This window comes from Flavobacterium sp. 2 (assembly GCF_049949195.1).
Lineage (GTDB): Bacteria > Bacteroidota > Bacteroidia > Flavobacteriales > Flavobacteriaceae > Flavobacterium.
The window spans coordinates 5,096,674-5,122,058 of the sequence record NZ_CP188206.1 but is presented as its reverse complement, the minus strand read 5'-3'; the positions used below and the strand labels follow the sequence as shown (position 1 = coordinate 5,122,058).

Here is a 25,385-nt window from a genome sequence, read left to right as displayed (position 1 = left end):
TATATAAAAATTTATTTTAATGCAACAAATTACATTTTAATCAAACAATTTTGTAATTGTAAGATAAAATTTAAACTCTAATATTAGGAACTAAGTCGAGGACCCGTCTTGCAAAACCTCAAACTTGAACAAAAATTAAACTCTAAGCAACTCGCTCAACTCTTCATAACTATTAAAAAGAACTGCTCCTTCTTTTTCTAAATCTTCATTATTAAAACCATTTGCAAAACCGTACACTTTGAATCCACCACTAATTCCAGCCTTTACTCCAGCTTTGCTATCTTCCAGAACGATACAGTCTTTCACATCAAAACCCATTTCTTTAGCAGCGTACAAAAATATTCCTGGTTCTGGTTTCCAACTGTTTATTTGATAGGAACTAAATATTTTGTTTTCGAATTTATCCAATAAACCTGCCACTTCAAGATTCAGTCTTATTTTTTCAACCGGACCGCTGGAAGCTACGCAATACGGAATTTTTAATTTTTCGATATTTCTGATAAATTCAACAACACCTTCCATTGGTTTTACTTGTGTTTTAAAAGCTTCAAAACTTTTTTTGCGGTATTCGGTTTCAAAATTTTCTGGAAGTTTTTGGTCGATTGCTTCTTCGATATGTCGAAAACAATCTTTTAAATTTCGTCCATTGAAATTGCGGTAGGCATCTTCAATTTTCATATCAAAACCATGTTCTGAAGCCATTTCTAGCAATATTCCATTGCCAATTTTTTCTGTATCTACTAAAACTCCGTCACAATCGAAAATTATATATTTAACTTCCATACTTTTTATTTACATTTTTAAAATTGTTTGATAAACCAATCAAACGACAAAATGTAAATTACGAAAATTATCCTGTAAATCGAGAATGTTTTTTTAAAGTGAAGCTGAAATTTTGGAAATCATTTGAACAATGAAATCAGCTTGTGCGGGATTTATTTTCTTTAAAGCTTCGGCAGTTTGAAACCATTCGCCTTTGTCAACTTCGGGAAAACTTTCTAATTTTCCAGATTTTGGTGGCCATTCCATTTCAAAATCATTGCTTTTTATTAAAGTCTCATCAAGGTCAAATTCTACCGCCCAAGCATGAACAATTTTACCCGATTTAAGTTTTACATATTCCAGTTTTATAAAATCACCATCGACTTCAAAACCGGTTTCTTCTTTAAACTCGCGAATTGCTGCATCAAGGGGATCTTCATCTTCAGTAAATTCACCTTTTGGAATCGACCAGCTTTCTAAATCTTTGTTTTTCCAAAACGGACCGCCTGGATGTACCAAAAAGAAAAAAGTAGTTTTATCAACGAATTTATACAATAATATTCCGGCGCTCTGTTTCATCTAATTTGTTTTACATAAATATCGTGATTCTATTTGAATATCAACAATTTAATTATGGTTTACCATTTGGCGATAGAGCATTAAAATTCCGTTTTCGTCTCTTTTCCAGATATTTGTGCTTTTTCCGGTCACAATAGCTCTTCCCTTTTTATTATCCCACGAAACATCGACATAATAATAACCATATTCGATAACAAAATTATTAAGCGGAATCATTCTGCTAGCTTTTATGGATATCGAATCAATAGAAACTCCATTTGGTTTCTCGTGTTCTACAAAATAAGGCTTGATATTTTCCATTCCAATGAACATTGGAGAATCGTAAGTTAGGTAAATAGCATCTTTTGTAAAAAATTCATCTGCATGTTTCTCGCCTTCTCTATTTGTTACAAGTTCGGCAATACGTTGGTTTCGTTTATTGACTTCGTTTTCTAAAGATTTTTCAATTTGTGGTTTTGGAATCTCATTAGAATTTGTTTTTATAAATGAAAAATTAGAACCGTCAATTGCTTTATCTGCTCCCCAGATTTCTGATATCAAAGTTAGTTTTACATTTTTTTCAATTTTCCAGACATTCAAATATTTCCCATCGTAAACTAATGCTTCACCTTTTTTATTTGCCGAATTAATATTGAAAGTTCCAATTTCAATTGTGTAGTTATCAATCTGTTTAACTTCATAAATAACCTTTTTATAAGCGTTTATTTTAAAATTAGAAAACCATTGCTCATAATAGGATTTTATATCTTCTTTAGTATATAAAGCTTTGTGATATTCGGGCATGCATACAGATTGTTTATCATCATAGTATTTGATAATAATACTGCTGTCATTACGCAAAAAAGAATCTTCAAACTGATTATTTATTGCTATGAGCTTTTCTTTTAATTGTTCCGTATTTTTAATGATTTGTCCTTGTAGGTTCACAAAAACTGAAAACAATATTATTGATAAATATCTCTTTTTCATGCTTTTACAATATTAAATGGATTATTAAAAGTAGAAAAAGAAATTTAAAAAACTGCAAATCAATTCATTAAACAATCTTAGAGATATAGTGCATTGATTTATTTCCGAAACTTTTTACCTCGAACCATTTTACTGAATTAACTTTGAAATAACATTCTTCATACTTTTGAATTAAAATATCTGGTTCTATAGTTTTGACATTCATTTTGAAAAACTCATTTCCTGGTTTCTGTACAGAATTACCCCAATTCCGTATTTACAGTTGTTTTAGAATTTGTACTTTTATAAAATACTATCAAACTAATTTCCTAAAAAATTAAATTACAAATTGTGAAAAAGCATCTTTTACTAACTACTCTTTTGGCAAGCACTTTTGCCATGCATTCTCAAAACAAAACCATTACAATTACCAATTCGCTTAAAGTTGATCGAGAATTTGAAACAGTCGAATTAACTAAAAAAATACTTGGATTGCCTACCGATGCTAAACTTGAAAATTACACTATAAAGGATAAAAGTTCCAATTCATTTCTAGAAACCCAAACAGTTGATAATAATGGAGATGGAGCGATGGATGTGCTTTTATTTCAACCAAAAATTAAAGCGAAGTCAAAACAGGATTTTGAAATTTTAGTAGGAACCAATCCGAATGCTTCGCAAGTTGCAAGCTGTTATTCTAGATTTGTACCCGAAAGAATAGATGATTATGCATGGGAAAACAACAAAGTTGCTTTTAGAGCGTATGGTCCTGTGGCGCAAAAAATGGTCGAAAATAAAGTTTCTGGAGGTGCTTTGACAAGCGGTATAGACGCTTGGCTAAAAAGAGTCGATTACCCAATCATCAACAAATGGTACGATAAAATGACTACAGGAAAAGGAACTTATCATAAAGATACTGGCGAAGGTTTAGATAATTTTCAGGTTGGCGATAGTCGTGGAATTGGCGGAATTGCCGTAAATGTGGACGGAAAATATTATTTTTCGAAGAATTTTGTCAGCTGGAAAACCATTACTACGGGACCAATCAGAACGAGTTTTATTTTGACTTATGCCGATTGGGATGCGAAAGGGAACAAAATAACCGAATCTAAATTAATCAGTTTAGATTACGGAAGTTATCTTTCTCGTTACGAAACATCAGTTACTGGAACTACAACTATTGCTGTCGGAATAACACTTCACGAGAAAAAAGGAACTATTGGAACTAACTTAAAAAATGGCTGGCTGAGTTATTGGGAACCAATCGACGATTCAGAAATCGGAATGGGATTAGTAGCTCCAAAAAATGCCATGACAAGCTTTGATAATCACGTGACAGATGAAAAAGAATTAAGCAATTTGTACGGAAATATCGCTGTTAAAAACGGAAAAGCAATCTACTACACTGGTTTTGGGTGGAAAAAAGGAAGTCCGTTTCAAACCAAACAAGAATGGGAAAATTACTTGACTTCTTTTGCTGAGAAAATAAATAATCCGCTTGCTGTTAAGGTAAAGAAGTAATTTTATTTGGCCACGGATTATGCGGATTTTAACCGGTTGACACAGATTTTAATATTCATTGTTGAGTGAAAAATAACCTGTGATAATCTGTTAAAATCCGCATAATCCGTGGACAAAACCATTAGTTTTTATTCGGGAAATAATTCTCTTTTAAAATAATTTCCAACGGAATATAATTTGTTGATTCTGTTTCTTCCTGAAGTACTAGTTTTTTGTACAAATAATTGATTCCCATATAGCCTTGCTCCTCTGGTCTTTGATTAATTAGGAAATCAATTATACCTTTATTCAGATATTCGATATTTTCTTTCAATAAATCGAATCCAATAATTCGGACACCTTTGATATTATTTTTTTCTAAAAATCGGGCTACAATATAAGCTCTTGAATTGGGTACAAAAACACTGTGAATGTCTTTAAACATTTCCATACACAGTTGATCTGTACCTGAATCTTTAACTGTAATTTCAGAAAAACTGAAATTGGTCAATTCATCATGATCTTTAAAATAAGAATAAAATCCATCGATTCGTTGAAGATAAACTGATGTACTTTCAATTTCTCTTGTTATTTTAAAAACCAAAACCTTTCTTTCATTTTTTACAGCAAAACTAATCAGTCTTCCTGCAAGATAACCGCTTTGAAAAGCATTCTGACCGACATAAGCATGTTCGCTTTCTTCAGAAATATTCGAATCGATCATAACAATTGGAATCTGTTTTTTTTGATATTCATTCAAAAACCGAACAGAATCTTCATAAAAAATTGGAGCGAAAAGTAATCCGTCGCAGTCAAAATCAATTACTTTTTTAATTTGCTTTTGAAAAGATTCTTTGTTAAAATCATAGAAAAAATAATCCAGCACAACGCCAAATTTTCCAAACTCTTCTGCCGCTTTTTCTACACCTGAAATCTGACTTTTCCAATATTCCAAATTTTCATATTTGGGCAAAAAAACAGCAAAATGAAACTTCTTGTTCAATGCCAGATTGCTCGCTAAAATATTGCGTTTATAGCCATACTCTTCAATAATAGCATTAACTCGATCTACATTTTCCTGTGCAACCTGCCCGCGATTATGAATAATCCTGTCAACCGTTCCTGGCGATACATTAGCAAGTTCTGCTATTTTTTTAATTGTTATGATATTTCTGATATTTAGGTTAAAAGAATGGATTAGCTGTATAAAATTATTATTTTTTTTATCAAATATAAGTTGTTTTACATCTCTTTTTATATACATTTGCAAAACACCGTGTGCGTACACGCAAAAATACACAAACAATAAAAACAACAATATAATTTTGTATTTTTTTTTAAAATCTAATTGTTTAAAAAATTAAAATCCATTTAAAAAAATACAAAACACTATTCAACTAATAATCAATTATTTTAATTCAACAAATTAAACAAAAGATTTAAGTAAAATAAAAAGATAAGACAAACTATTTCAATCAGTTATATAGGGTAAAAATCAAAACCTGACACAAAACAGAAAAACAAACAACAAACAACTAAAAACCAGTTATTTAAATGTAATTATTTAAATTAAAAATCTAAATATTTTCATAACAATAATAACTAAGGTGCAAATTTTTGATTTAACAGTAAAACGGGATTTTTTTCCTAGTGCTTCTGACAAAGGAGGATTATTCAAAAAACACAAAATATAAAACCAAATAAAATGATAGTAGATTCATTACACAATGCCGCAAAATATTACGATTTGCATCCAAACTTTAAAAAAGCTTTTGATTTTGTAGCGCAAAATGACATCAGCAAATTGGAAGAAGGCGTTTTGGAAATTACTGAAGGATTAAAAGTAATCGTAATTGCTGGCGAAGGAACGACCAAAGAAGAGAGCATCAAAGGTTTTGAATGTCACGACAAAAACATTGACATACAAATTGTAGTAAAAGGTCCGGAAACTTATGCATGGAAACCGAGAGAAAAATGTGTAAGTCCAAATGGAGATTATAGTGATGAAAAAGATGTTCGCTTTTTTCATGACAAACCCGACATGTTTTTTCAATTGCAGGAAAAACAATTTACTATTTTATTTCCAGAGGATGTTCACGCTGCTATGATTGGTGATGGTTCATTGAAAAAGCTAGTTTTTAAAGTAAAAATTTAGTTATGAAATCAATTCCAGAATCAATAGAAATCATTTCGCAGCAAGGCATGCTTCCTTTGTATTTCAATACAGATGAAAATGTGAGTATTGAAGTGCTTCGTGCTTTGTACAGTGCTGGCATAAGAGCAGTCGAATATACAAACCGCGGTTCTGAAGCTTTAGTGAATTTCAAAAAAATGGTGGAAATCAGAAATATTGAAATGCCGGAAATGCTTTTAGGAATCGGTACAATAAAAAATGAATCACAAGCCAAAGATTTTCACGATGCTGGTGCAGACTTTTTCATAAGTCCGGGTTTTGTTCCTGAAGTTGCCGCTTTTCTGAAAAGTAAAAATGCCTTCTACGCTCCAGGCTGTATGACACCAACCGAAATTATTGCTGCAGAAAATGCCGGTTCTTTATTTATAAAACTTTTTCCAGGAAACATTCTTGGACCAGATTTTATGAGCAGCATCAAAGACGTTTTTCCAAATCTAACTTTTATGGTGACAGGAGGTGTTGATACCACATCAGCGAGTATACACAGTTGGTTTTCTGCCGGAGTATCTGCAGTAGGAATGGGAAGCAAACTGATTACTAAAAAACGCATGAACGAAGGCGATTATGCCGCAATCAAAAACGAAACTGAAAAAGTCATAGATATCATTCAGACTTATAGAAAACTATAATAATTTATATGGATTCAATATTTAATTTAAAAGGAAAAATTGCACTTATAACAGGTGGTGCCGGCGTATTAGGAAGCAACTTTGCAAACGTTTTGGCTAAACAAGGCGTAATCGTTGGGATTGTATCGCAATCGCTTCAAAAAGCCGAAAATACAGTACAACATATAGAAAAAAACGGCGGTCAGGCTTTTGCAGTTCAGGCCAATGTTTTGAATAAAGAAGAAGTAGAAAAAGTAAGAGATTATATTGTTGAAAAATATGGTCGCCTGGATATTTTGATCAATGCTGCCGGGGGAAATATGCCAGGCGCAACAATCCAGCCAGATCAAGCGGTTTATGACATGAAAACCGAAGATTTACAGCAAGTTATTGATTTGAATATCATCGGAACAATGTTGCCGTCACAAGTATTTTCAGCACTTTTTGCTAAACAGAAATCAGGAAACATCATCAATATTTCATCAGCATCGGCGCAAAGACCTCTTACAAGAGTTGTAGGTTACTCGGCTTCAAAAGCGGCTATTGATAATTTCACACAGTGGATGGCGGTTGAACTAGCTTCAAAATACGGCGAGGGAATTCGTGTCAATGCTATTTCACCTGGATTTTTTATTGGTGAACAAAACCGCGCTTTACTGCTTACTCCAGAAGGAAATTTAACGCCAAGAGGTGAAAAAATCATCGGACAAACTCCAATGGGAAGATTTGGAAAACCTGAAGATATTGACGGTGCACTTTTATACTTGTGCAGTGATATGTCAAAATTCGTAACGGGAACAGTATTAAAAGTAGACGGTGGTTTTGCCGCTACGAGTATTTAATTTTTTAAAACACGAAAATGGAACAAACATTACGCTGGTTCGGACCAAATGACCCTGTTTCTTTACAAGATATCAAACAAACCGGAGCAACCGGAATTGTAACTGCATTGCATCATATTCCAAATGGACAAGTTTGGAGCATTGAAGAAATTATTAAACGAAAAGTTGAAATCGAACACGAAGACGGCGATCCTAAAAAAGGCGCTTCTGGTTTGACTTGGTCGGTTGTAGAAAGTATTCCGGTTCATGAAGATATCAAAAAACAAACTGGAAAATATCTGGAATATATTGAAAACTATAAAGAAAGCATTCGAAATTTAGCTTTATGCGGCATCAAATGCGTTTGTTATAACTTCATGCCGGTTTTAGATTGGTCAAGAACCGATTTGTCTTATACCGTTGAAGATGGCTCTAAAGCGCTTCGTTTTGACATTAATGCTTTTGCTGCTTTTGAATTGTATATTTTGAAAAGACCAGGAGCAGAAAACGAATATTCGGCAGAACAAATTCAAAAAGCAAAAAGCTATTTTGAAGCCATGACTGCAGAAGATAAAGTCAAATTACAACAAAATATTCTGGCAGGACTTCCGGGAGCTGAAGAAGCTTATAGTGTTGAAGATTTCTTAGTGACTTTGAGCGCTTACAATCATATTGACAGACAAGCTTTAAAGAATAATCTTTTTCATTTTCTAAAAGAAATTATTCCGGTTGCCGAAAGCAAAGGCGTTTTGATGGCGATTCATCCTGATGATCCTCCCTACCCGATTTTAGGTTTGCCGAGAGTTGTTAGTACAGAAGAAGATTTAATCGAATTAATGAATGCGGCTCCTTCAAAATCAAACGGATTTACGATGTGTACAGGTTCATACGGCGTTCGCGCTGATAATGATTTACCTGGAATCGTAAGACGTCATGGCGATAAAATGAATTTTATTCACTTAAGAAGCACACAACGTGACGAAGAAGGAAGTTTCTACGAAGCGAATCATCTTGAAGGCGATGTTGACATGTATGAAGTTGTAAAAGCGATTCTCGAAGTTGAAAAAAGAAATAACAGCAAATTGCCAATGCGTCCGGATCACGGACACCAAATGCTGGATGATTTGAAGAAAAAAACAAATCCTGGATATTCTGCAATTGGTCGTTTAAGAGGACTTGCAGAACTACGAGGACTTGAATTGGGAATCAAAAAATCCTTATAAAAGTTTTTGCTACAACGCGAAAATTTATGTTTCAAACAGATTTTAAAGATCTTGTTTGTCATTCCGAGGAACGAGGAATCTCCGCAAGTAGCTCTGCAAGCTAAATCGTCAATCTTTGTCGAGTTACTCGTGGAGATTCCTCGTTCCTCGGAATGACAAACTAGACTAAAAACCATAGTCTCTTCGGAGCAAAAAACAAAAAAACTAACTAACCAAAACCACAAAACCATGATTCGCCAAGCCATTGTTATATCCTGTGGACTCTTTATGAACACAATATTGGCGCAGGAATTACCTACCATTATTACTTCTCCAAAAACCAATTATCTTCCGGATTTTAGCTATGCTGGCTATCATTTCGGCGAAAGCCAAATTCCTGAAGCTAATGGAAAAGTAATTAATGCCATTGATTTTGGAGTAAAAGCTAATGATGAATTAGATGATTCAAAAGCACTTTTGAAAGCTTTCAAAGCAGCTAATGCCGTTGAAGGAAATGTAATTCTTCAATTGCCTGCAGGAAGAATTATTCTCAGCGAAATTCTTTATATCGAAAGAAGTAATTTTGTGCTTCGCGGAGCTGGTTCTACTGAAAACGGAACCGAAATCTACTGCCCAAGGCCGATGATGTATCTTAAAGATTCAGATGCTTTGGCTGAACTTCGTGAATATCTTACGACTTTAGACAAAAGGCAGCGCGAACCAGAAAACAATATTGATTTGCCTTTTTCGCAATATGCATGGTCTGGCGGTTTTATCTGGACGCAGGTTCCGGGCGAGCGCGTAAAATCGTATTTGGATAAATATGAACCACAATCTAATCCTTTGGCGAAAGTTAGTTCAGGAAAAATGGGCGAACATATCATTACCGTTTCAGATGTAAAAGGCTTAAAAGTTGGTGATATTGTCGAATTGCAGTTGTTTAATAAAGACGGCGAAAACGGCGAAATCATTAAAGATTTATACCAAGGAGCCCAAGTAAAACCAGGTTCACATCATTGGAATTTTCCAAAACTTCCGATTGTTCGTCAACAAGTTGAAATCACTAAAATTTCTGGTACAAAAATTACTTTAAAAACGCCGTTGACTATTTCGATAAAACCAAGTTATCAGGCGCAATTAGTCGAATGGAAACATTTAAATGAAGTTGGAATTGAACATCTTCGTTTTACTTTTCCAGATATTCCGAGAGTTGCACATCATGTTGAACCGGGAAATAATGGGATTTTCCTGACTCGCCTTTTCAATAGTTGGGTTAAAGATGTCAAAATAACCAATGCTGATAGCGGTATTTTAGCCGAAGAAGTAGCAAATACTACGATTCAGGATATTATTACAGATGGAACACATTTAGCACACTACACGGTGACTTTGGGAGGTGTTCATAATATTTTGGTTAAGAATCTTAAAATTTATAATTCGGCCGTTCATCCGTTAAGTTTTAACACGTTTGCTACTAAAAATGTGTATCAAAATTGTGAGATTTTTAAAGATCCGGTTTTAGATCAGCATTCGGGAGCCAATCATCAAAATCTATTTGACAATATTACAGTTCACTTCAAAGCAGGCAAGAATAATAGTTATGCCATATTTGGCGGCGGCGGAGCAGAATATTGGAAACCTTCGCACGGACCTTACAGTACTTTTTGGAATCTGAATGTTCAGGTTGAGAATCCAGATCAATCAAAACCGGTTTTACTATACGGAATGAAAGACGGCGCTTTCGCCAGAATTATCGGTGTACACGGAAATACAAAATTTGAAATCAAATATGATGTAGATCCGTATATAGAGTTTTTAAATAAGCCAATTGAAAAAATTCCATCATTATACGATTATCAATTAAGTAAACGCATGAAATAGGAACAAAGGCCCAAAGCTACAAAGGTTCAGAGGCTTTTCTCTGTGAAATCTTTGTCCCTTTGCAACTTTGACTCTTTGCACCTTGAATATAACTCTAACCAAAAAAATAAATGCTATGAAATACACGAGCGTCTTTCTAGTTTTACTTTTTATTTCAGGAAATTTGTTTTCCCAAAATAAATACCGACTTAAAAATTTTTCAACCACTGACGGACTTTCCCAGAATTCTGTTATTGCCATACATCAGGATAAATTTGGACAGATGTGGTTTGGTACACGCGACGGTCTCAATAAATATGACGGAAGTCGATTCACCATTTTTAGGAATGATGTTGCCAATAAAACGTCTATCAGTAATGATATTTTAGCTATTGAAGAAGATAATTCCGGAAAACTATGGATTGGAACTTATAATGGTCTGAACTGTTATGATCCCGTTAGTAATACTTTCAAGCGATACTTAAATGACAAGACCAATCATACCATAAATAGCAATACCATTTGGTGTATAAAGAAAATCGGCGATGAAATGTGGTTTGGAACCTCAAAAGGATTATCTGTTTATAACAAAAAAACAGGGCAATTTTCCTCTGCTGTTCATTCTGCTACTGATATTGCATCAATTCCAAGCAATAATATTCTGAGCATTTTTAAAACTAAAAAAGGCAAGGTCTGGATTGGAACGACAAAAGGAGTGTGTTTATTTACAGGTAGAAAAAATGGAAAATTTTCTTTTAAAAATTATCCTTTAAATAATATTGATGTATTGAATGTGTCAGCAATTGCTGAAGATCGTTTCAATAATATTTGGGTTGGAACAAAAAACAAAGGGCTTTTAAAATTTAACCCATCAACAAACAGCTTTGTTTCCTTTTTACCTGAGGAAAAACGCAAAGAAATCAACAATGAAATTCGTGCTTTGGCTATTGACCGCAAAGGCTCGATCTGGATTGGTGCTTATGACGGAATTTATATTTTAGGAGAAGATAAGAGCATTCAAAAGATAAACAATAACAATAGTTACAGCAATAGTAATCATAACAGCGGAATCGAAAAAGTAAAATCAATTTTCATCGATAAAAAAGGTTCTGTTTGGATTGGTTGTTATTACAAAGGCGTAAATATGTGGGATATTTCGAGCGTAAATTTCCTCAATTACGATCAGAATTCGAAAAAGATTCCGATGAGTTATGATGTAGTAAGTTCGATTGTAGCCGACAAAAATCAGAATATTTATTTTGGTTCTGAAGGTGGCGGCATCACCGTTTACAATAAAAATACAGAAACTACGAGTTACCTGAATAATAAAATTGGACAAACGCCAATAAATGATATTAAATCAATGTGCGTTGCAGAAAATAATATTTTGTGGATGGGAACTTTCTCGAAAGGAATTTCAGCTTATAATACCCAGACTAAAAGTATTGAAAGCAACAGAATTTCACCTCAATTAAAGGATTCGCTAAAAGATGTCGGAGTTTATTCCATCAAAACAGAAGGAAACGGCGTATTATGGATGGGTACTTTTAGCAAAGGATTAGTTCGCTATAATACTGTTTCAAAAGATTTTCAATTTATTAGAAATGATACTACAAAGGCAAATTATCTAACCAATAATTATGTGCGAACAGTCTTTGTTGACAAACAAAAAAGGCTTTGGGTAGGAACTCTGAGCGGACTGAATCTTATTGGACTTAACAATTTCCAAACCAATAAATATGTTGTAAAACATTACTTTTATGATGATGTTTCTTTATCCGGAGATGATATTTTGACCTTGTTTCAGGATTCTCAAAATAAAATCTGGGTAGGAACAAAAGCAAAAGGATTGCATTATTTTGATGGAAAAAAATTCAACAGAATCAACCTGAAAATTGGAAATATGGTTGTTACATCCATCCATTCTATTTTGGAAGATGATGATAAAAACCTTTGGATTAGCAGTAATCAGGGAATTTTAAAATACAGCACAACCAGAAAAACAGTTGTCGGTTATGATCAAAAAGACGGTATTGCAAATAATGAGTTTAATGATAATGCAGCTTTAAAACTTGATGGCAATACATTTTATTTCGGAAGCCCTTCAGGAGCAACTTATTTTGACTCCCGAAAAATTTCTAAAAATCTATACGCGCCTCAGGTTTTGATTACTGATTTGAAAATCAAAAATAAAACGACAAACCCAAATGATTCTTTAGGCATTTTAGAAAAAAGCATTGGATATACCAAAACCATTACTTTGGATTATGACAAAGCTAATTTCTCAATCAGTTTTGCGATTCCAAATTACATTCGATCAAAAAAGAACCAATATAGCTATCGTTTAACCGGACTGGAAAACAACTGGACGATAACCAAAAACAGCGAGGCCAATTTTGCTATTCAAAATCCAGGAACTTATACATTTGAAGTCCGCGGTGCGAATAATGACGGCGTTTGGAACAAAAATCCAACCACTTTGACCGTTATTGTAAATCCGGCTCCGTGGCGCAGTATTTGGGCATTTTTGTTATACGGAATTATAATTGGTTTAGGATTATATGGTTTGATCTGGATTATGAAATCAAAAGCCAGATTAAAGCAAAAACTCGAACTGGAATATCTGGAAACACAGCGAATTGAGGAAAACAACAAATTAAAATTGGATTTCTTTACTAACATTTCACATGAATTCAGAACACCTTTAACGTTAATTTTAGGGCCGTTGCAACAAATATTAGCCGATTATAACGGAACCAATGAAATGTACAAAAAGCTTTTAGTTATAGAAGGAAGCGCGAATCATCTTTTAGGCTTAATCAATCGTTTAATGGATTTCAGAAAGCTGGAAAATCATCAGGTTGCACTGGAATCGGCAAATGGAAATATTGTAAAATTTACCAAAGAAATCTTTTTGTCTTTTATAGAATATGCCAAAGATGGAGGCTACGATTACACATTTGAAGCTGAAAACGAAGAAATGCTGGTGTATTTTGACCGATACAAACTCGAACGTGTTTTCTATAATTTGATTTCGAACGCTTTTAGATATACTCCAAAAGGCGGTTCTATTAATGTTAAAATCAATCACGATCAGCAGCATCTTTTTATAGCCGTTGAAGATTCGGGAGTTGGAATTTCCGAGGAACATATCGATAAGATTTTTGATTTGTTTTTTGAAGTTCCGACACATAACCAAGTTCAGAAAAATTATAATAAAGGAACTGGAATCGGGCTTTCGATTGTAAAAAACATTGTTGAGCTTCACAAAGGAAAAATCGATGTTACAAACAAACCAACTGGTGGTGTTATTTTCAAAGTGACTTTACCCCTTGGACGTGAACATCTTTTGGACAGCGAAATTATTTCTGATTTTAAAATCAGTGATGATATTGAACAATACAACGCTCAACTTGAACCTTCTGAAGCGATAGAAAATGAAGATATTGAAGATTTAATCGTAAACGAAGAAAAACAAACCATTTTAATTGTTGAAGATCATAAAGTTTTGAGAAAGTTCATGAAGAACCTGCTCAAAAAAGATTACAATATTATTGAAGCAGAAAATGGTAAAATTGCTTTGGACAAAGCTTTAAAATTTGTACCAAATTTGATTATCAGCGACGTTATTATGCCTGAAATGGTTGGAACTGAATTGTGTGCTAAAATAAAAGAAAACATTAAAACCAGTCATATCCCGGTTATTTTACTGACTTCGAGATCTTCATTGGTTTATAAATTCGAAGGGCTTGAAAGTGGTGCCGATGATTATATCAGTAAACCATTCAATTTAATGGAATTTAAACTTCGTGTCAAAAATCTTTTGAATACAACCGAGCGTTTAAAAATCAAATTTTCAAGTGAAGATAATTTTATTCCGTCAGAGATTACAGTTTCTTCAATAGATGAAGAATTGTTGAAAAAAGCATTTAAAATTGTTGAAGAGAATATTTCGAATGAACAATTTGATGTTCCTTACTTCTGTGCCGAATTAGGTGTCAGTCGAACCATGCTGTTTTTAAAAATCAAAGCCTGGACAAATTGCACACCAAACGAATTTATTCATGAAATTCGATTAAAACGTGCCGCTCAATTATTGGAACAAGACAAGTTAACTGTTTCTGAAATCAGCTATAAAGTGGGCTTCAATAATCCGAAATATTTCAGTAAATGCTTCCAGAAAAAGTACGGCGAAACGCCATCACAATATGCTGATAAATTTTACAAAACTACTGTTGTAATTTAGCAATCCCACTGTTTTAAGGGCTTAAAAAAGGGTATCTGTATTTTTAGATACCCTTTTTTGTATTTCTATATCGTTTTCGGCATCTACATTTGCCATATGAAAATCAAAATACCGAACTATTTATTTCTTCAAATCTTATTTGTCGTGATCATAATCGGAATGAGTCTTTTGCTTTTCTATTTTATCTAACCTTAACCTTAAAACCAAAAAATGAATGTTCACCAACCAAAAAATCAAATTCTACACATGATGTGTTTTTGATATGTGTGTTTTTGACACATAGAAACGCAAGAACTTATATAGTTTAATTACATTTAATAAAAAAATAGAAATGATCCCAAACCCAAATTTAAAACCAAGTAATTGTGGTTTTTTAAAAATGATTAATTAGTAAATATGAATAAAGTTAGTTTCATTTCTTTGATTCTAGGGTTTGCATCGCTGACAACGGCATGCAAATCCGGAATTAAGTCTCAAAAAACAATTGTCTCTCCAACGACAAAAACACTGTTGGATACACGTTATAAAATGTTGCTCGATTATCCTGTCGATTCTCTGTCGATGCCTCGCAGCATGAATGTCAAAACTAATGAAATACATAAAGTGCCGTCGAGAGACTGGACAAGCGGTTTTTTTGCCGGAAATCTTTGGCAATTATACCGACTTACCGGCGATTCTAAATACAAAGAACAAGCTCAAAAATGGACCGCTTTCAGCAAAAAAGAAAGTGTCAACCGTAATTCTCACGATGTAGGTTTTAAAGTGTATTGCAGTTTTGGAGAAGCGCTTAAAGTCGAAAACAAAAAAGAATATGCAGATGTAATTATTAAAGGCGCCGAAACTTTATGCACAAGATTTGATCCAAAAGTAGGTTCGATTCGTTCGTGGGACTTCAATAAAGAAATCTGGGATTTCCCAGTTATTATTGACAATATGATGAATTTGGAATTGCTTTTCGAAGCTTCTAAGTTATCTGGAAATCCAAAATATCGTGACGTTGCGATTCAGCATGCCAACACAACTTTAAAAAATCAATTTAGAGAAGACAGCAGCTGTTACCACGTTATTGATTACGATCCGAAAACGGGCAATGTCAGAAAGAAAACTACACTTCAGGGTTATAACGATGATTCGGTTTGGGCTCGCGGTCAAGGTTGGGCGGTTTATGGATTTACGATGTCATACCGATATACAAAAGATCCTTCTTACTTAAAACAAGCCGAAGCAACTGCAAAGTTTTTTATGACAAATAAAAACCTGCCAGAAGACGGAATTCCGTATTGGGATTTTAAAGATCCTAGCATTCCAAATGCTGCGCGAGATGTTTCTGCGGCAATGGTCATGGCATCAGGATTATATGAATTGTACGGTTACACCAAAAATAAAAGTTATTTGGCTTTCGCCGATAAATTAATGACTTCGGTACAATCTGATAAATATATTTTAAACTCAACTATTAAAGCTCCTTTCCTACTCGATCACAGCACAGGTAACTGGCCAAAACACGATGAAATTGACGAACCTATAATTTACGCTGATTATTATTTTCTGGAAGCATTACTCAGAAGAAAGTAATAATCTAAGGTGCAAAGTTACAAAGGTACAAAGTGACAGAGGTTTTCATCCTTTGCCTTTGAGCCTCTGAGCCTTTGAACCTCTGAACCTTTTTAATTTATGAAAAAATACTATAACAATACATTTTCAAATTTTGCGCTTTTTGTTTTTTTTCAGATTTGTCTGAGCAGCAGTTTTGCTCAGACAAAGATGAATATTAATGACAATTGGCTTTATTTAGAAAACCATACTTCAAACTTGAACGAAGCTCAAAAAAATCAAAACTGGGTTTCTTTAAATTTACCTCATACCTGGAATGCTGAAGATGCAACCGACTTATATCCGGGCTACAGACGTGACGCCAGCTGGTATCAAAAAAAATTAAATATTCCGCAGATTGATAAAAATCAGCGTTATTCCTTGTATTTCGAAGGTTCAAATATTACTACAAAAGTATATGTAAACGGCAAAGAAGCCGGATCTCATATTGGCGGTTATATTGGATTTTCAATTGATATTACGAATCTTATTAAAGAAGGAAATAATGATATTTTTGTTCGTGTTGATAATAGTTATGATATCGAAATTATTCCATCTCAAAAAAGTGATTTCTATATTTATGGCGGAATTACGCGCGATGTCTGGTTGGTTTCGAAATACAAAAACCATATTGAAAATCTAAAAATTACAACTCCAGAAGTTTCAGCTAAAAAGGCTTCAGTACAAATTGTTTCTTCAATTGTAAACCCAGATAACTCAAAAGATTTATCATTGACGATTACTTTAAAAACTCCGAAAGGAAAAAAAGTTGCTAGCAAAACAATTTCAGTTTCGGATAAAACTTCAACAATCACTTTCGAAAACATCAAAAAACCAGAACTTTGGGATACAGATAATCCAAATTTGTATAAACTAACTGCTTCTTTATCTGAAAAAAATCAAGTAAAAGATAGCGTTACAGAAAAAGTTGGATTTAGATGGTTTGAATTTAAAGATCACGGACCGTTTTTCCTTAACGGAAAACGTTTGCTTCTTCGAGGAACACATCGTCATGAAGAACAAGCCGGAGTTGGTGCCGCTATGACAAATGCACAACATCGCGCTGATATGGAATCGATTAAAGAAATGGGTGCAAATTTCGTTCGTTTAGCACATTATCCTCAAGATCCGGAAGTTTATAAAGCTTGTGATGAATTAGGTTTATTGGTTTGGGACGAATTGCCTTGGTGCCGTGGCGGAATTGGAAATGAGGTTTGGAAAACCAATGCCAAAAACATGCTGGCTGAAATTATCAATCAAAATTACAATCATCCTAGCATTATAATTTGGTCTTTAGGAAACGAAATGAACTGGCTTCCAGATTTTCCTGATGGCGATAATCCGGAAAAAACAAATGCTTTTTTAACCGAATTAAATGATATTGCCCATAAACTTGATCCAACAAGAAAAACGGCAATTAGAAAATATTATGAAGGCTCACATATTGTTGATGTCTTCTCCCCTTCTATCTGGTCAGGCTGGTACTCAGGAAGCTACAAAAGCTATCAAAAAGCAATTGATGTTTACAAAAAAGAATACAAACATTTTATTCACGCCGAATATGGTGGAGACAGCCACGTTGGCCGTCATAGTGAAAACCCTGTTAATGGTGAGAATGTAATTAAAGCCGAAGGCTGGGAAGAAGCTATTGTACAAACTAAAATTGCCAATATTGCGCAAATTGGTGATTGGAGCGAAAATTACATTGTTGATTTGTTTGACTGGCATTTGCATATATCCGAGAATGACCCAAATTTTGTGGGAAATATTCAATGGGCATTCAAGGATTTTGCAACGCCGCTCCGTCCGGAAGATGATATTCCGTATATGAATCAAAAAGGGCTTACCGATCGAAATGGAAATCCGAAAGATGCTTATTACGTTTTTAAAAGCTATTGGGCTAAAAAACCTTTTACTTACATTGAATCGCATACATGGACAGAACGTCAAGGTCCTGAAAATACGCCAAGAACAATTAATGTTTTCAGTAATTGCGAGAAAGTAACTTTATATCACGACAGAAAGTCATTGGGCGAAAAACAACGCAATCTTGCTCTTTATCCTGCAAATGGACTTACTTGGGATGTGAATTTCAAAAAAGGAGAGAACATTCTGATTGCCATTGGAAAAAATAAAGAAGGAATAACGGTTTCTGATACTTTAAAAGTGAATTATCGCTTTAAGAAAAATGAAGCCGCAACTTCACTCCAATTGTCTTCAGAAAAACTGAAAAACGGAAATTATCTTGTAACTGCAATTGCGATTGACAACAATAATTTACGCTGTCTTGACTATGAAGCGAGTGTTTATTTCCAATGCCTAAAAGGCGGAAAAACTTTGAAAAATCAAGGAACACCAACGGGAAGTGAATCTATCAAAATGGCAAACGGAAAAGCTTCGATTGAAGTAATTCCAGATGGTTCAGGCAACCCAATCGAAATGACGGCACTCAACCAAAGTTTTAAAGGGGAATATTTGAAGATTCCCGTGAATTAAGATTTTATTTCACGCAGATTTACCATTTTTTTCGTTGTTCTGATTTAAAATGTGGTTTGTCATTTCGAGGAACGAGACCCGAGCGATAGCGAACAGGCGAAGCAAATCTCCACAAGTAGCTCTACAAAGCTTAGATTCTTATTGTGGAGTTTCTCGTGGAGATTTCTCGTTCCTCGAAATGACAAAATTTCTAAAAAATCAATCTGCTAAATCTGCCAAATCTGCGTGAAACAATAAACTTTAGCATTCTGCAAAAAATAAAAAAACAAATTAAAATGAAAAAACTATTAACCGCAGTACTCTTAACCACAACACTGTTTACTTTTGCACAACAAAACCTAATTTCAAACGTTCCAAACCGAAATACAACTTCTTTAAACGGAGTTTGGAATTACATTATCGACCCTTATCAAACCGGATTTTACAGTTTCCATTTAGATCAATATGACAAACAGGAAAAAGCACCAAAATCGGCATTTTATAGTAATTATCATGCTGTCAATAAACAAGAATTGGTAGAATATGATTTTGATAAATCGGCAACAATTACCATTCCCAGCGATTGGAATTCACAAGTTCCTGAACTAAAATATTATGAAGGAAATGTATGGTTCAAGAAATCTTTCGATTATAATTTAAAAGATAAAAAACGTCTGTTTTTATATATAGGAGCTATAAATTATAAAGCTGATGTTTATTTAAACGGAAAAAAACTAGGAACACATGAAGGCGGTTTTACTCCGTTTAATTATGAAGTTACTTCGATTGTAAAACCAAATGGCAATTATTTGGTCATAAAAGTTGATAATACACGCCATAAAGAAGATGTTCCAACCGTAAACACAGATTGGTGGAATTATGGTGGAATCACACGCGATGTGACTTTGATTGAGGAAGAAGCTTCATTTATAGAAGATTATAATATTCAACTTAAGAAAGGGAATGCAAATAGTATTTCGGGTTTCATCAAAATCAATAATTTAGATATCGCACAAAATGCAGTTTCTATTTCAATTCCTGAATTAAAAATCAATTATAAAGGAAAAGTTGCTGCTGACGGAATTTTAAATTTTGAAATTCCTGCTAAAAAAATCTCGTATTGGTCGCCTGAAAATCCGAAATTATACGATGTAACGATTGATTTTAACGGACAAAAATTAAACGATAAAATTGGTTTCAGAACTATTGCAACTCACGAAGACAAAATTCTGTTAAACGGAAAACAAATCTTTTTAAGAGGAATTTCAATTCACGAAGAAAATGCAAAAGGCGGACGCGCAAATTCGCAAGAAGATGCTTTGCGCTTATTGAATTGGGCAAAAGAATTAGGCTGTAATTATGTTCGTTTGGCGCATTATCCACATAACGAAAACATTATTAGAGAAGCTGATAAATTGGGATTAATGGTTTGGGAGGAAATTCCGGTTTACTGGACTGTGGATTTTGCTAATAAAAATACGTATCAAAATGCCCAAGATCAATTAACAGCGGCAATTACCCGAGATAAAAACAGAGCGAGTATTATTATTTGGTCGATGGCCAATGAAACTCCCGTTTCTGACGCCAGAAATACTTTTATCCAGAATTTAGCAACGCACACAAAATCACTAGATAATACAAGATTAATCAGCGCCGCTTTACTTACACGTCATGTAGACGGTTTTGGAGTAATTGATGATAAAATTGGCGAATCGCTTGACATTATCGCCTTCAATCAATATTTAGGTTGGTATGGTGGCAAACTTGAAGATGCAGAAAAGAATCTTTGGAAAACGCCTTATAACAAGCCTGTAGTTGTTTCTGAATTTGGAGGCGATGCAAAAGCAGGTTTCCACGGAGAAAAAAATGAGCGTTGGACTGAGGAATATCAGGAATATCTATACATTCAGAATTTGAAAATGATTGAGAAAATTCCGCATTTAAGTGGTACAAGCCCTTGGATTTTGGTGGATTTCAGATCACCAAAAAGATTATTACCAGGTATTCAGGACGGATACAACCGTAAAGGCTTAATCTCAAACGAAGGGGAAAAGAAGAAAGCTTTTTACATCATGCAGGATTGGTACTCACAGAAGAAAAAAGAACAATTGAATTATTCTTTGGGCAAATAAACCGTTATCAATTCATTAACAAAAAACAAATAGTAATTTCATGATTTTTCTTAATTATTAACTTACTTTGTAGTTATTCTAAAAATTGTAACCTTATGAAAAAAATTTATTTACTGGCAGTTACATTGTTTGCTGCTTTTACAGTTCAGGCACAAGATGTGGTGAAATTTGCTCCGCTTGATGCAAGTCCGGCTGATATTTCTTATTTCCCAAACAGATCTGTTAAATTCAAAAAAACAGATACTCCAAACCCAGTTGTCAAAGTTCTTTACTCAAGACCTTCTGTAAAAGGAAGAACTATTTTTGGTGATATTGTAAAATTTGGCGAAGTATGGAGAGTTGGTGCTAACGAAAATACAGAAATCAAATTCTACAAAGATGTAACAATCGGCGGTAAAAAAATCCCTGCTGGATATTACAGTTTATTTGCTATTCCAGAAAAAGACAAATGGACCATCATTATCAATAAAGAATTGGATTTATGGGGCGGATATGCTTATGATGAAAGCAAAGACGTTGTAAGAGTTTCAGTTCCTGTTAAACCAGTTTCTGATGTTATTGAAGCTTTATCTATTGCTTTTACAACTCAAGGTAATGTGGCTAATTTAGTTATTGGATGGGATAAAACAACTGTTGAATTGCCTATTACGGTTAAATAATTTAATCGTTTTACAGATAAAAAAAAGAGACATTTTTCAATGTCTCTTTTTTTTATTTCTTAAAATTTTCACAGATATTATAATTCTAGAATAAATTCTTAATATCGTGACGTTACAAATACATTCGATAAAAGTTTATTCAAAACCAATAGACTAGTCTACCTTTATTTTTGTCTTGAATACATATCCTCTCCTGCCTTCCTTCGTTTGCACGAACCACCAATCTCCAGAATTGCTTAAAACTTGCACTTCTGATCCTGTAATTATTTTTTGCAAAATCTCAGATGATGAATTTTTCTCTTTCCTTAGGTTTGTATAACCATCTGAATCTACAATACTGTATTTTTGTAAATTACTTTTTCTTGTTATGCATTTTTTAGCTCTCTCAGACTCATCAGGTATAGAAATTAATTTGCTTTCAATATTTGTTTCCTTAAGATTAATATATTGGAATACATCACAATAATATTCTATAGCGTTTTTACTTTGGTCGGTTAGTGTTTTATAAACTATATTTTTAAGTACCCAATTTTTATTTTCATATATTATAAAATAATCATTTTCAGAAAATCCTCTATCCGGAAACTTTGTTTTTATTAATAAGCCTTTTTTTGTGTTAGGATTATTTACAATATCATAAACGATATTTCCTCCGTCTTCAGAAAAATTAATTGTCTTTATAGAAAAAATGTAATCTTTTCCATCCCCTAAAAAAAGTATCAATTCGTTTCCCTTATAAGGTGCACTACTTATAACCTTATCAAGAATATCATCTCCATTTATATCCAATGTTTTGATAATGTAATCGTCATTTTTCTCATAAAAGGTGATAGTATATTTAACATCTTCATCACCTTTTAAATTATTTGCAAATAGATTCTTTACAATAATTTTATTTTTTGTGTTCAACTTTAAAAACAACTCATTATGCATTTCTGGATGAGGTGAATCGAAAAGGAAAAACAGAACTGATTTAGCTTCTCTTTCACTTAAAGAATTCAGCAACTCCATTCTTTTATTTTTCAAAAAATAATTTATTGACTTATCTTGGAAATAATTAATCGCATCCGCATCCCATTTGCCACCACAACAAATACTTGTTATGTTTTTTTCGTATTGCCTATATTCTTTCTTTAATAGCAAAGAAAACCAATAATCTATATATTTATTAGCATCATTGTATAAAGCATTTGGCTTATCAGTTAAATTATTCCATCCAAAATATTCATTTAAAGTTTCAAATTTATCAGGGAATTGATTTAAAAATTCAATCTCATTTTTTTCATTATATGCTTTTTTAATATTAATTACATTTTTATTCTCTTGTGAAGAATTTCTACAACTAATTAATAAGAGCAATATCAAAATATACTTATTCATATTTCTGGGTTATTATTATTTTGGCATTATCGATTGCTTTCTTATTCCCCGCTCGTGCATAATAATCTAAATCAAGCGTTATTAAAATCCCAACTTATCATGAGTGAGACCATTACGCCAGTTAAGATAATTTCTATTCTGAAAACAAAAATTGCCCATTCTCACTTATTTTATATTTATACTGATTTTTATATTCATTATCATCACAATAGTAATAATTATTAATTGAAATTATTTTATCTTGACTAATGCAAAAATCACGGTAACCACTGCACTCACTGTTGAATGTAGAAGCAATTATGAGATTATCTATGTTTTTTTTATTATTGTCAAAAGTTTGTATTTCTATTCTTGGTTGAATCATTTCAGAATCGAATAAATAAGCATAGAATATAGCTGTGATATTATCGTTAATTTTTAACTTAGAAATTACAAATGCCTTACCCTCATAAGGATAGTGCATATAATTAGCTTGCTTATCTGAAACAAAATCTTGCGTGTTTTTATGAAACATTCCATTGCTTTTTTCTAAATTGCTTTTTACAAAATTATGATAACTCAAAAAAGTCTCTAAATTCGTTTGATAATAATTGTTTTTAGGTATTGTGTCAATTTTCAAACAATATGGAAGAAATATTTCTTTTAATTCTTCATCACTATATTTAATAATCTCAGTCTTTAATATCTTTTGATTATTTTGCATGTTATCAGTCTTATTCCCATGTTTACATGAGAACAAGATGAAACTGATAATTAGTATTGTGTTTTTCATTATTCTTTAATTATTTTTATTAGTGAATGATCAAATCCTGACAAATGTAAATGATGATAATGTCTATAGCCTTTAGGTCCATCTTTCTTCATATGTTTTGTATGATTAAGTAAATAATTAATATTTCCATTACAACTAAAATACTCTGAATACATTTCTTCAAGTCTTCCCCATCCAAAACTATAGAGCGCATCATTGAACTTATTCTGATTAAAAACATCAAAATGACTATCTTGCAATATTGTCGTCTCACCTTTTTTATTTTTAGACAAATATCTTAGATCACCTTTTTCCCCCAGCTGGCGCGAGCGTCTCGCTCGTGCATATAATCTAAATAAAACTAATAATTAACTACAAAATATTTCAAACCGAATGTTATTATCACAAGCGAGACGCTCGCGCCAGCAAAGGGGGCAAATGTTTTAATATATATATTCATCCATTATTTTTAAGAAAAGCATCAAATAGTGAGAATGAAATATTCTTGTTATCTGACGCTTTTCTTTTCAATTTATCAAGTATTTTCTTTTGATTTAAGGCTATCTTATTTTAACAATAGAACCATCCTGCTTAATTTGATGTCTCTCTAAAAACTTTTTAGATAGTGAATTATAATTTATATCATAAACATCTATTGTTAGATCTTTATTAATTACAAAAGACTGATAAGTTTCGTTCTCAGGCATAGCATAACCAATTGCTTCTTTTGCAATTATTTTATCATTTTTGATATTAATTAAAGTTTGTGAATCTGAATCTCCATAAATACAATATAAAAATGAATCAAATGCTAGTCCTCCATTATTAATTTGAAATATTTCATCTGCATTGTCTCCTTCTGAACTTTCCGAAATAATTTTTTTAATTTCTAAAAACTTATCATCTTTTAATTTAGGATATACTTTTGAGAACTTTTCTTTATTTGAATTAGCAAGCTTATCTTTTTGTTCTAAATCAAAAGGAAGCCCACAATAGTTATTATCTAATTCTACTTTATTTTGATCACTCTTAAAACAAATAATGTATCTCCCAAAATTGAGAAATAAACAACTATTCATAAAAACAGCATCTCCTGCTTCCAAAAAATAATCGACAAAAGGACTTTTGTCATTGTTTTCTATGTCCAGATTAATGTAACTAACTGTATCTTTTACATCAATGTTAAAACCGTTTTTAAATGCATCTACATAATACGCATATAAATACTCTTTAGTAAAGAATTTTCTAGAATTCTTCTTTTCAATACTGTAATATGATTTTACGTTATCAATTGATATTGTATCCTTTGACAGCTTTATATTTATTTTTTTGAATTTACTAATAATCTGATTTTCTGAAAATTCAGGTATATCATTAGCATTTGCTTGAAAGTAGTAAGCTTTATAAAAAACATAACTTTCTCCTTTAAAAGACGTATCCTCCGACTTTAAATTATTATTGTCCGCAACTTTATTTACATCTTCAGATATTGTAATATTTTTATCTATTTTTTCATCATTAGTCTTACAGCTAATATTTACAAAAAGTATTAATATATAAATTAAAACTTTTAAAGATTTAGTGTTTAGAATCATATACGTTATTTTTAAACATGTTAATTTCTGCTTTTCTTCTTTTAATTAACCCAGAAGTTCCCCCCTGCTGGCGCGAGCGT

General features: G+C 32.7%; 18 protein-coding genes. 11 read left to right on the top strand and 7 right to left on the bottom strand.

Annotation, left to right across the window (positions count from 1 at the left end):
- Positions 1–135: 135 nt before the first annotated feature.
- The 3 genes from ACNFIH_RS22085 to ACNFIH_RS22075 all read right to left on the bottom strand — a co-directional run bounded on the left by ACNFIH_RS22085 (position 136) and on the right by ACNFIH_RS22075 (position 2,310).
- On the bottom strand, positions 136–783 hold the full coding sequence (locus ACNFIH_RS22085; RefSeq protein WP_426484826.1) for an HAD family hydrolase: 648 nt from the start codon (positions 781–783) through the stop codon (positions 136–138).
- A gap of 93 nt (positions 784–876) precedes the next feature.
- A complete protein-coding gene (locus ACNFIH_RS22080) occupies positions 877–1,341 on the bottom strand; it encodes an NUDIX domain-containing protein (protein WP_035651217.1) in 465 nt (154 codons plus the stop codon).
- A gap of 48 nt (positions 1,342–1,389) precedes the next feature.
- Positions 1,390–2,310, bottom strand: coding sequence for a YybH family protein (locus tag ACNFIH_RS22075; protein ID WP_426484825.1), 921 nt, complete (start codon positions 2,308–2,310; stop codon positions 1,390–1,392).
- A 330-nt stretch (positions 2,311–2,640) separates the two neighbouring features.
- On the opposite strand from ACNFIH_RS22075, the gene ACNFIH_RS22070 reads away from it, so the two are divergent.
- Positions 2,641–3,810, top strand: coding sequence for a DUF4861 family protein (locus ACNFIH_RS22070; RefSeq protein WP_426484824.1), 1,170 nt, complete (start codon positions 2,641–2,643; stop codon positions 3,808–3,810).
- A 121-nt stretch (positions 3,811–3,931) separates the two neighbouring features.
- On the opposite strand, the gene ACNFIH_RS22065 is transcribed toward ACNFIH_RS22070, so the two are convergent.
- Positions 3,932–5,053 carry a LacI family DNA-binding transcriptional regulator gene (locus ACNFIH_RS22065; protein WP_426484823.1) on the bottom strand — a complete coding sequence of 374 codons (1,122 nt, stop codon included), beginning with the start codon at positions 5,051–5,053 and terminating at the stop codon, positions 3,932–3,934.
- 441 nt (positions 5,054–5,494) lie between these two features.
- On the opposite strand from ACNFIH_RS22065, the gene ACNFIH_RS22060 reads away from it, so the two are divergent.
- The 10 genes from ACNFIH_RS22060 (at position 5,495) to ACNFIH_RS22015 (ending at position 21,579) form a co-directional block, all read left to right on the top strand.
- Positions 5,495–5,944, top strand: coding sequence for a YhcH/YjgK/YiaL family protein (locus ACNFIH_RS22060; protein WP_426484822.1), 450 nt, complete (start codon positions 5,495–5,497; stop codon positions 5,942–5,944).
- Positions 5,945–5,946: 2 nt separating this feature from the next.
- A complete protein-coding gene (locus ACNFIH_RS22055; protein WP_426484821.1) occupies positions 5,947–6,612 on the top strand; it encodes a bifunctional 4-hydroxy-2-oxoglutarate aldolase/2-dehydro-3-deoxy-phosphogluconate aldolase in 666 nt (221 codons plus the stop codon).
- A gap of 8 nt (positions 6,613–6,620) precedes the next feature.
- Positions 6,621–7,433 carry an SDR family oxidoreductase gene (locus ACNFIH_RS22050; RefSeq protein WP_035651201.1) on the top strand — a complete coding sequence of 271 codons (813 nt, stop codon included), beginning with the start codon at positions 6,621–6,623 and terminating at the stop codon, positions 7,431–7,433.
- 17 nt (positions 7,434–7,450) lie between these two features.
- Positions 7,451–8,635, top strand: coding sequence for a mannonate dehydratase (gene uxuA, locus ACNFIH_RS22045; RefSeq protein WP_426484820.1), 1,185 nt, complete (start codon positions 7,451–7,453; stop codon positions 8,633–8,635).
- A 228-nt stretch (positions 8,636–8,863) separates the two neighbouring features.
- On the top strand, positions 8,864–10,495 hold the full coding sequence (locus ACNFIH_RS22040; protein ID WP_426484819.1) for a DUF4955 domain-containing protein: 1,632 nt from the start codon (positions 8,864–8,866) through the stop codon (positions 10,493–10,495).
- A gap of 115 nt (positions 10,496–10,610) precedes the next feature.
- Positions 10,611–14,720 (top strand): two-component regulator propeller domain-containing protein, encoded by a 4,110-nt coding sequence (locus ACNFIH_RS22035; protein WP_426484818.1) that lies wholly within the window; start codon positions 10,611–10,613, stop codon positions 14,718–14,720.
- 396 nt (positions 14,721–15,116) lie between these two features.
- Complete coding sequence (locus tag ACNFIH_RS22030; RefSeq protein WP_426484817.1) at positions 15,117–16,295, top strand: glycoside hydrolase family 88 protein; 1,179 nt, start codon at positions 15,117–15,119, stop codon at positions 16,293–16,295.
- Positions 16,296–16,394: 99 nt separating this feature from the next.
- Positions 16,395–18,809 (top strand): glycoside hydrolase family 2 protein, encoded by a 2,415-nt coding sequence (locus tag ACNFIH_RS22025; RefSeq protein WP_426484816.1) that lies wholly within the window; start codon positions 16,395–16,397, stop codon positions 18,807–18,809.
- 275 nt (positions 18,810–19,084) lie between these two features.
- Positions 19,085–20,920: a glycoside hydrolase family 2 protein gene (locus ACNFIH_RS22020; RefSeq protein WP_426484815.1), complete on the top strand. Its 1,836-nt coding sequence runs from the start codon at positions 19,085–19,087 to the stop codon at positions 20,918–20,920.
- A 95-nt stretch (positions 20,921–21,015) separates the two neighbouring features.
- Positions 21,016–21,579, top strand: a complete 564-nt coding sequence (locus ACNFIH_RS22015) for a DUF2911 domain-containing protein (RefSeq protein ID WP_035651182.1) — start codon at positions 21,016–21,018, stop codon at positions 21,577–21,579.
- Between the two features lie 153 nt (positions 21,580–21,732).
- Here ACNFIH_RS22015 and ACNFIH_RS22010 read toward each other — a convergent pair whose 3' ends face one another.
- From ACNFIH_RS22010 to ACNFIH_RS22000, 3 genes are all read right to left on the bottom strand, one after another.
- On the bottom strand, positions 21,733–22,959 hold the full coding sequence (locus ACNFIH_RS22010) for an SH3 domain-containing protein (protein WP_426484814.1): 1,227 nt from the start codon (positions 22,957–22,959) through the stop codon (positions 21,733–21,735).
- Positions 22,960–23,092: 133 nt separating this feature from the next.
- Positions 23,093–23,731: a hypothetical protein gene (locus tag ACNFIH_RS22005; RefSeq protein WP_426484813.1), complete on the bottom strand. Its 639-nt coding sequence runs from the start codon at positions 23,729–23,731 to the stop codon at positions 23,093–23,095.
- Between the two features lie 539 nt (positions 23,732–24,270).
- Positions 24,271–25,305 carry a hypothetical protein gene (locus ACNFIH_RS22000; protein ID WP_426484812.1) on the bottom strand — a complete coding sequence of 345 codons (1,035 nt, stop codon included), beginning with the start codon at positions 25,303–25,305 and terminating at the stop codon, positions 24,271–24,273.
- Between the last annotated feature and the right edge of the window lie 80 nt (positions 25,306–25,385).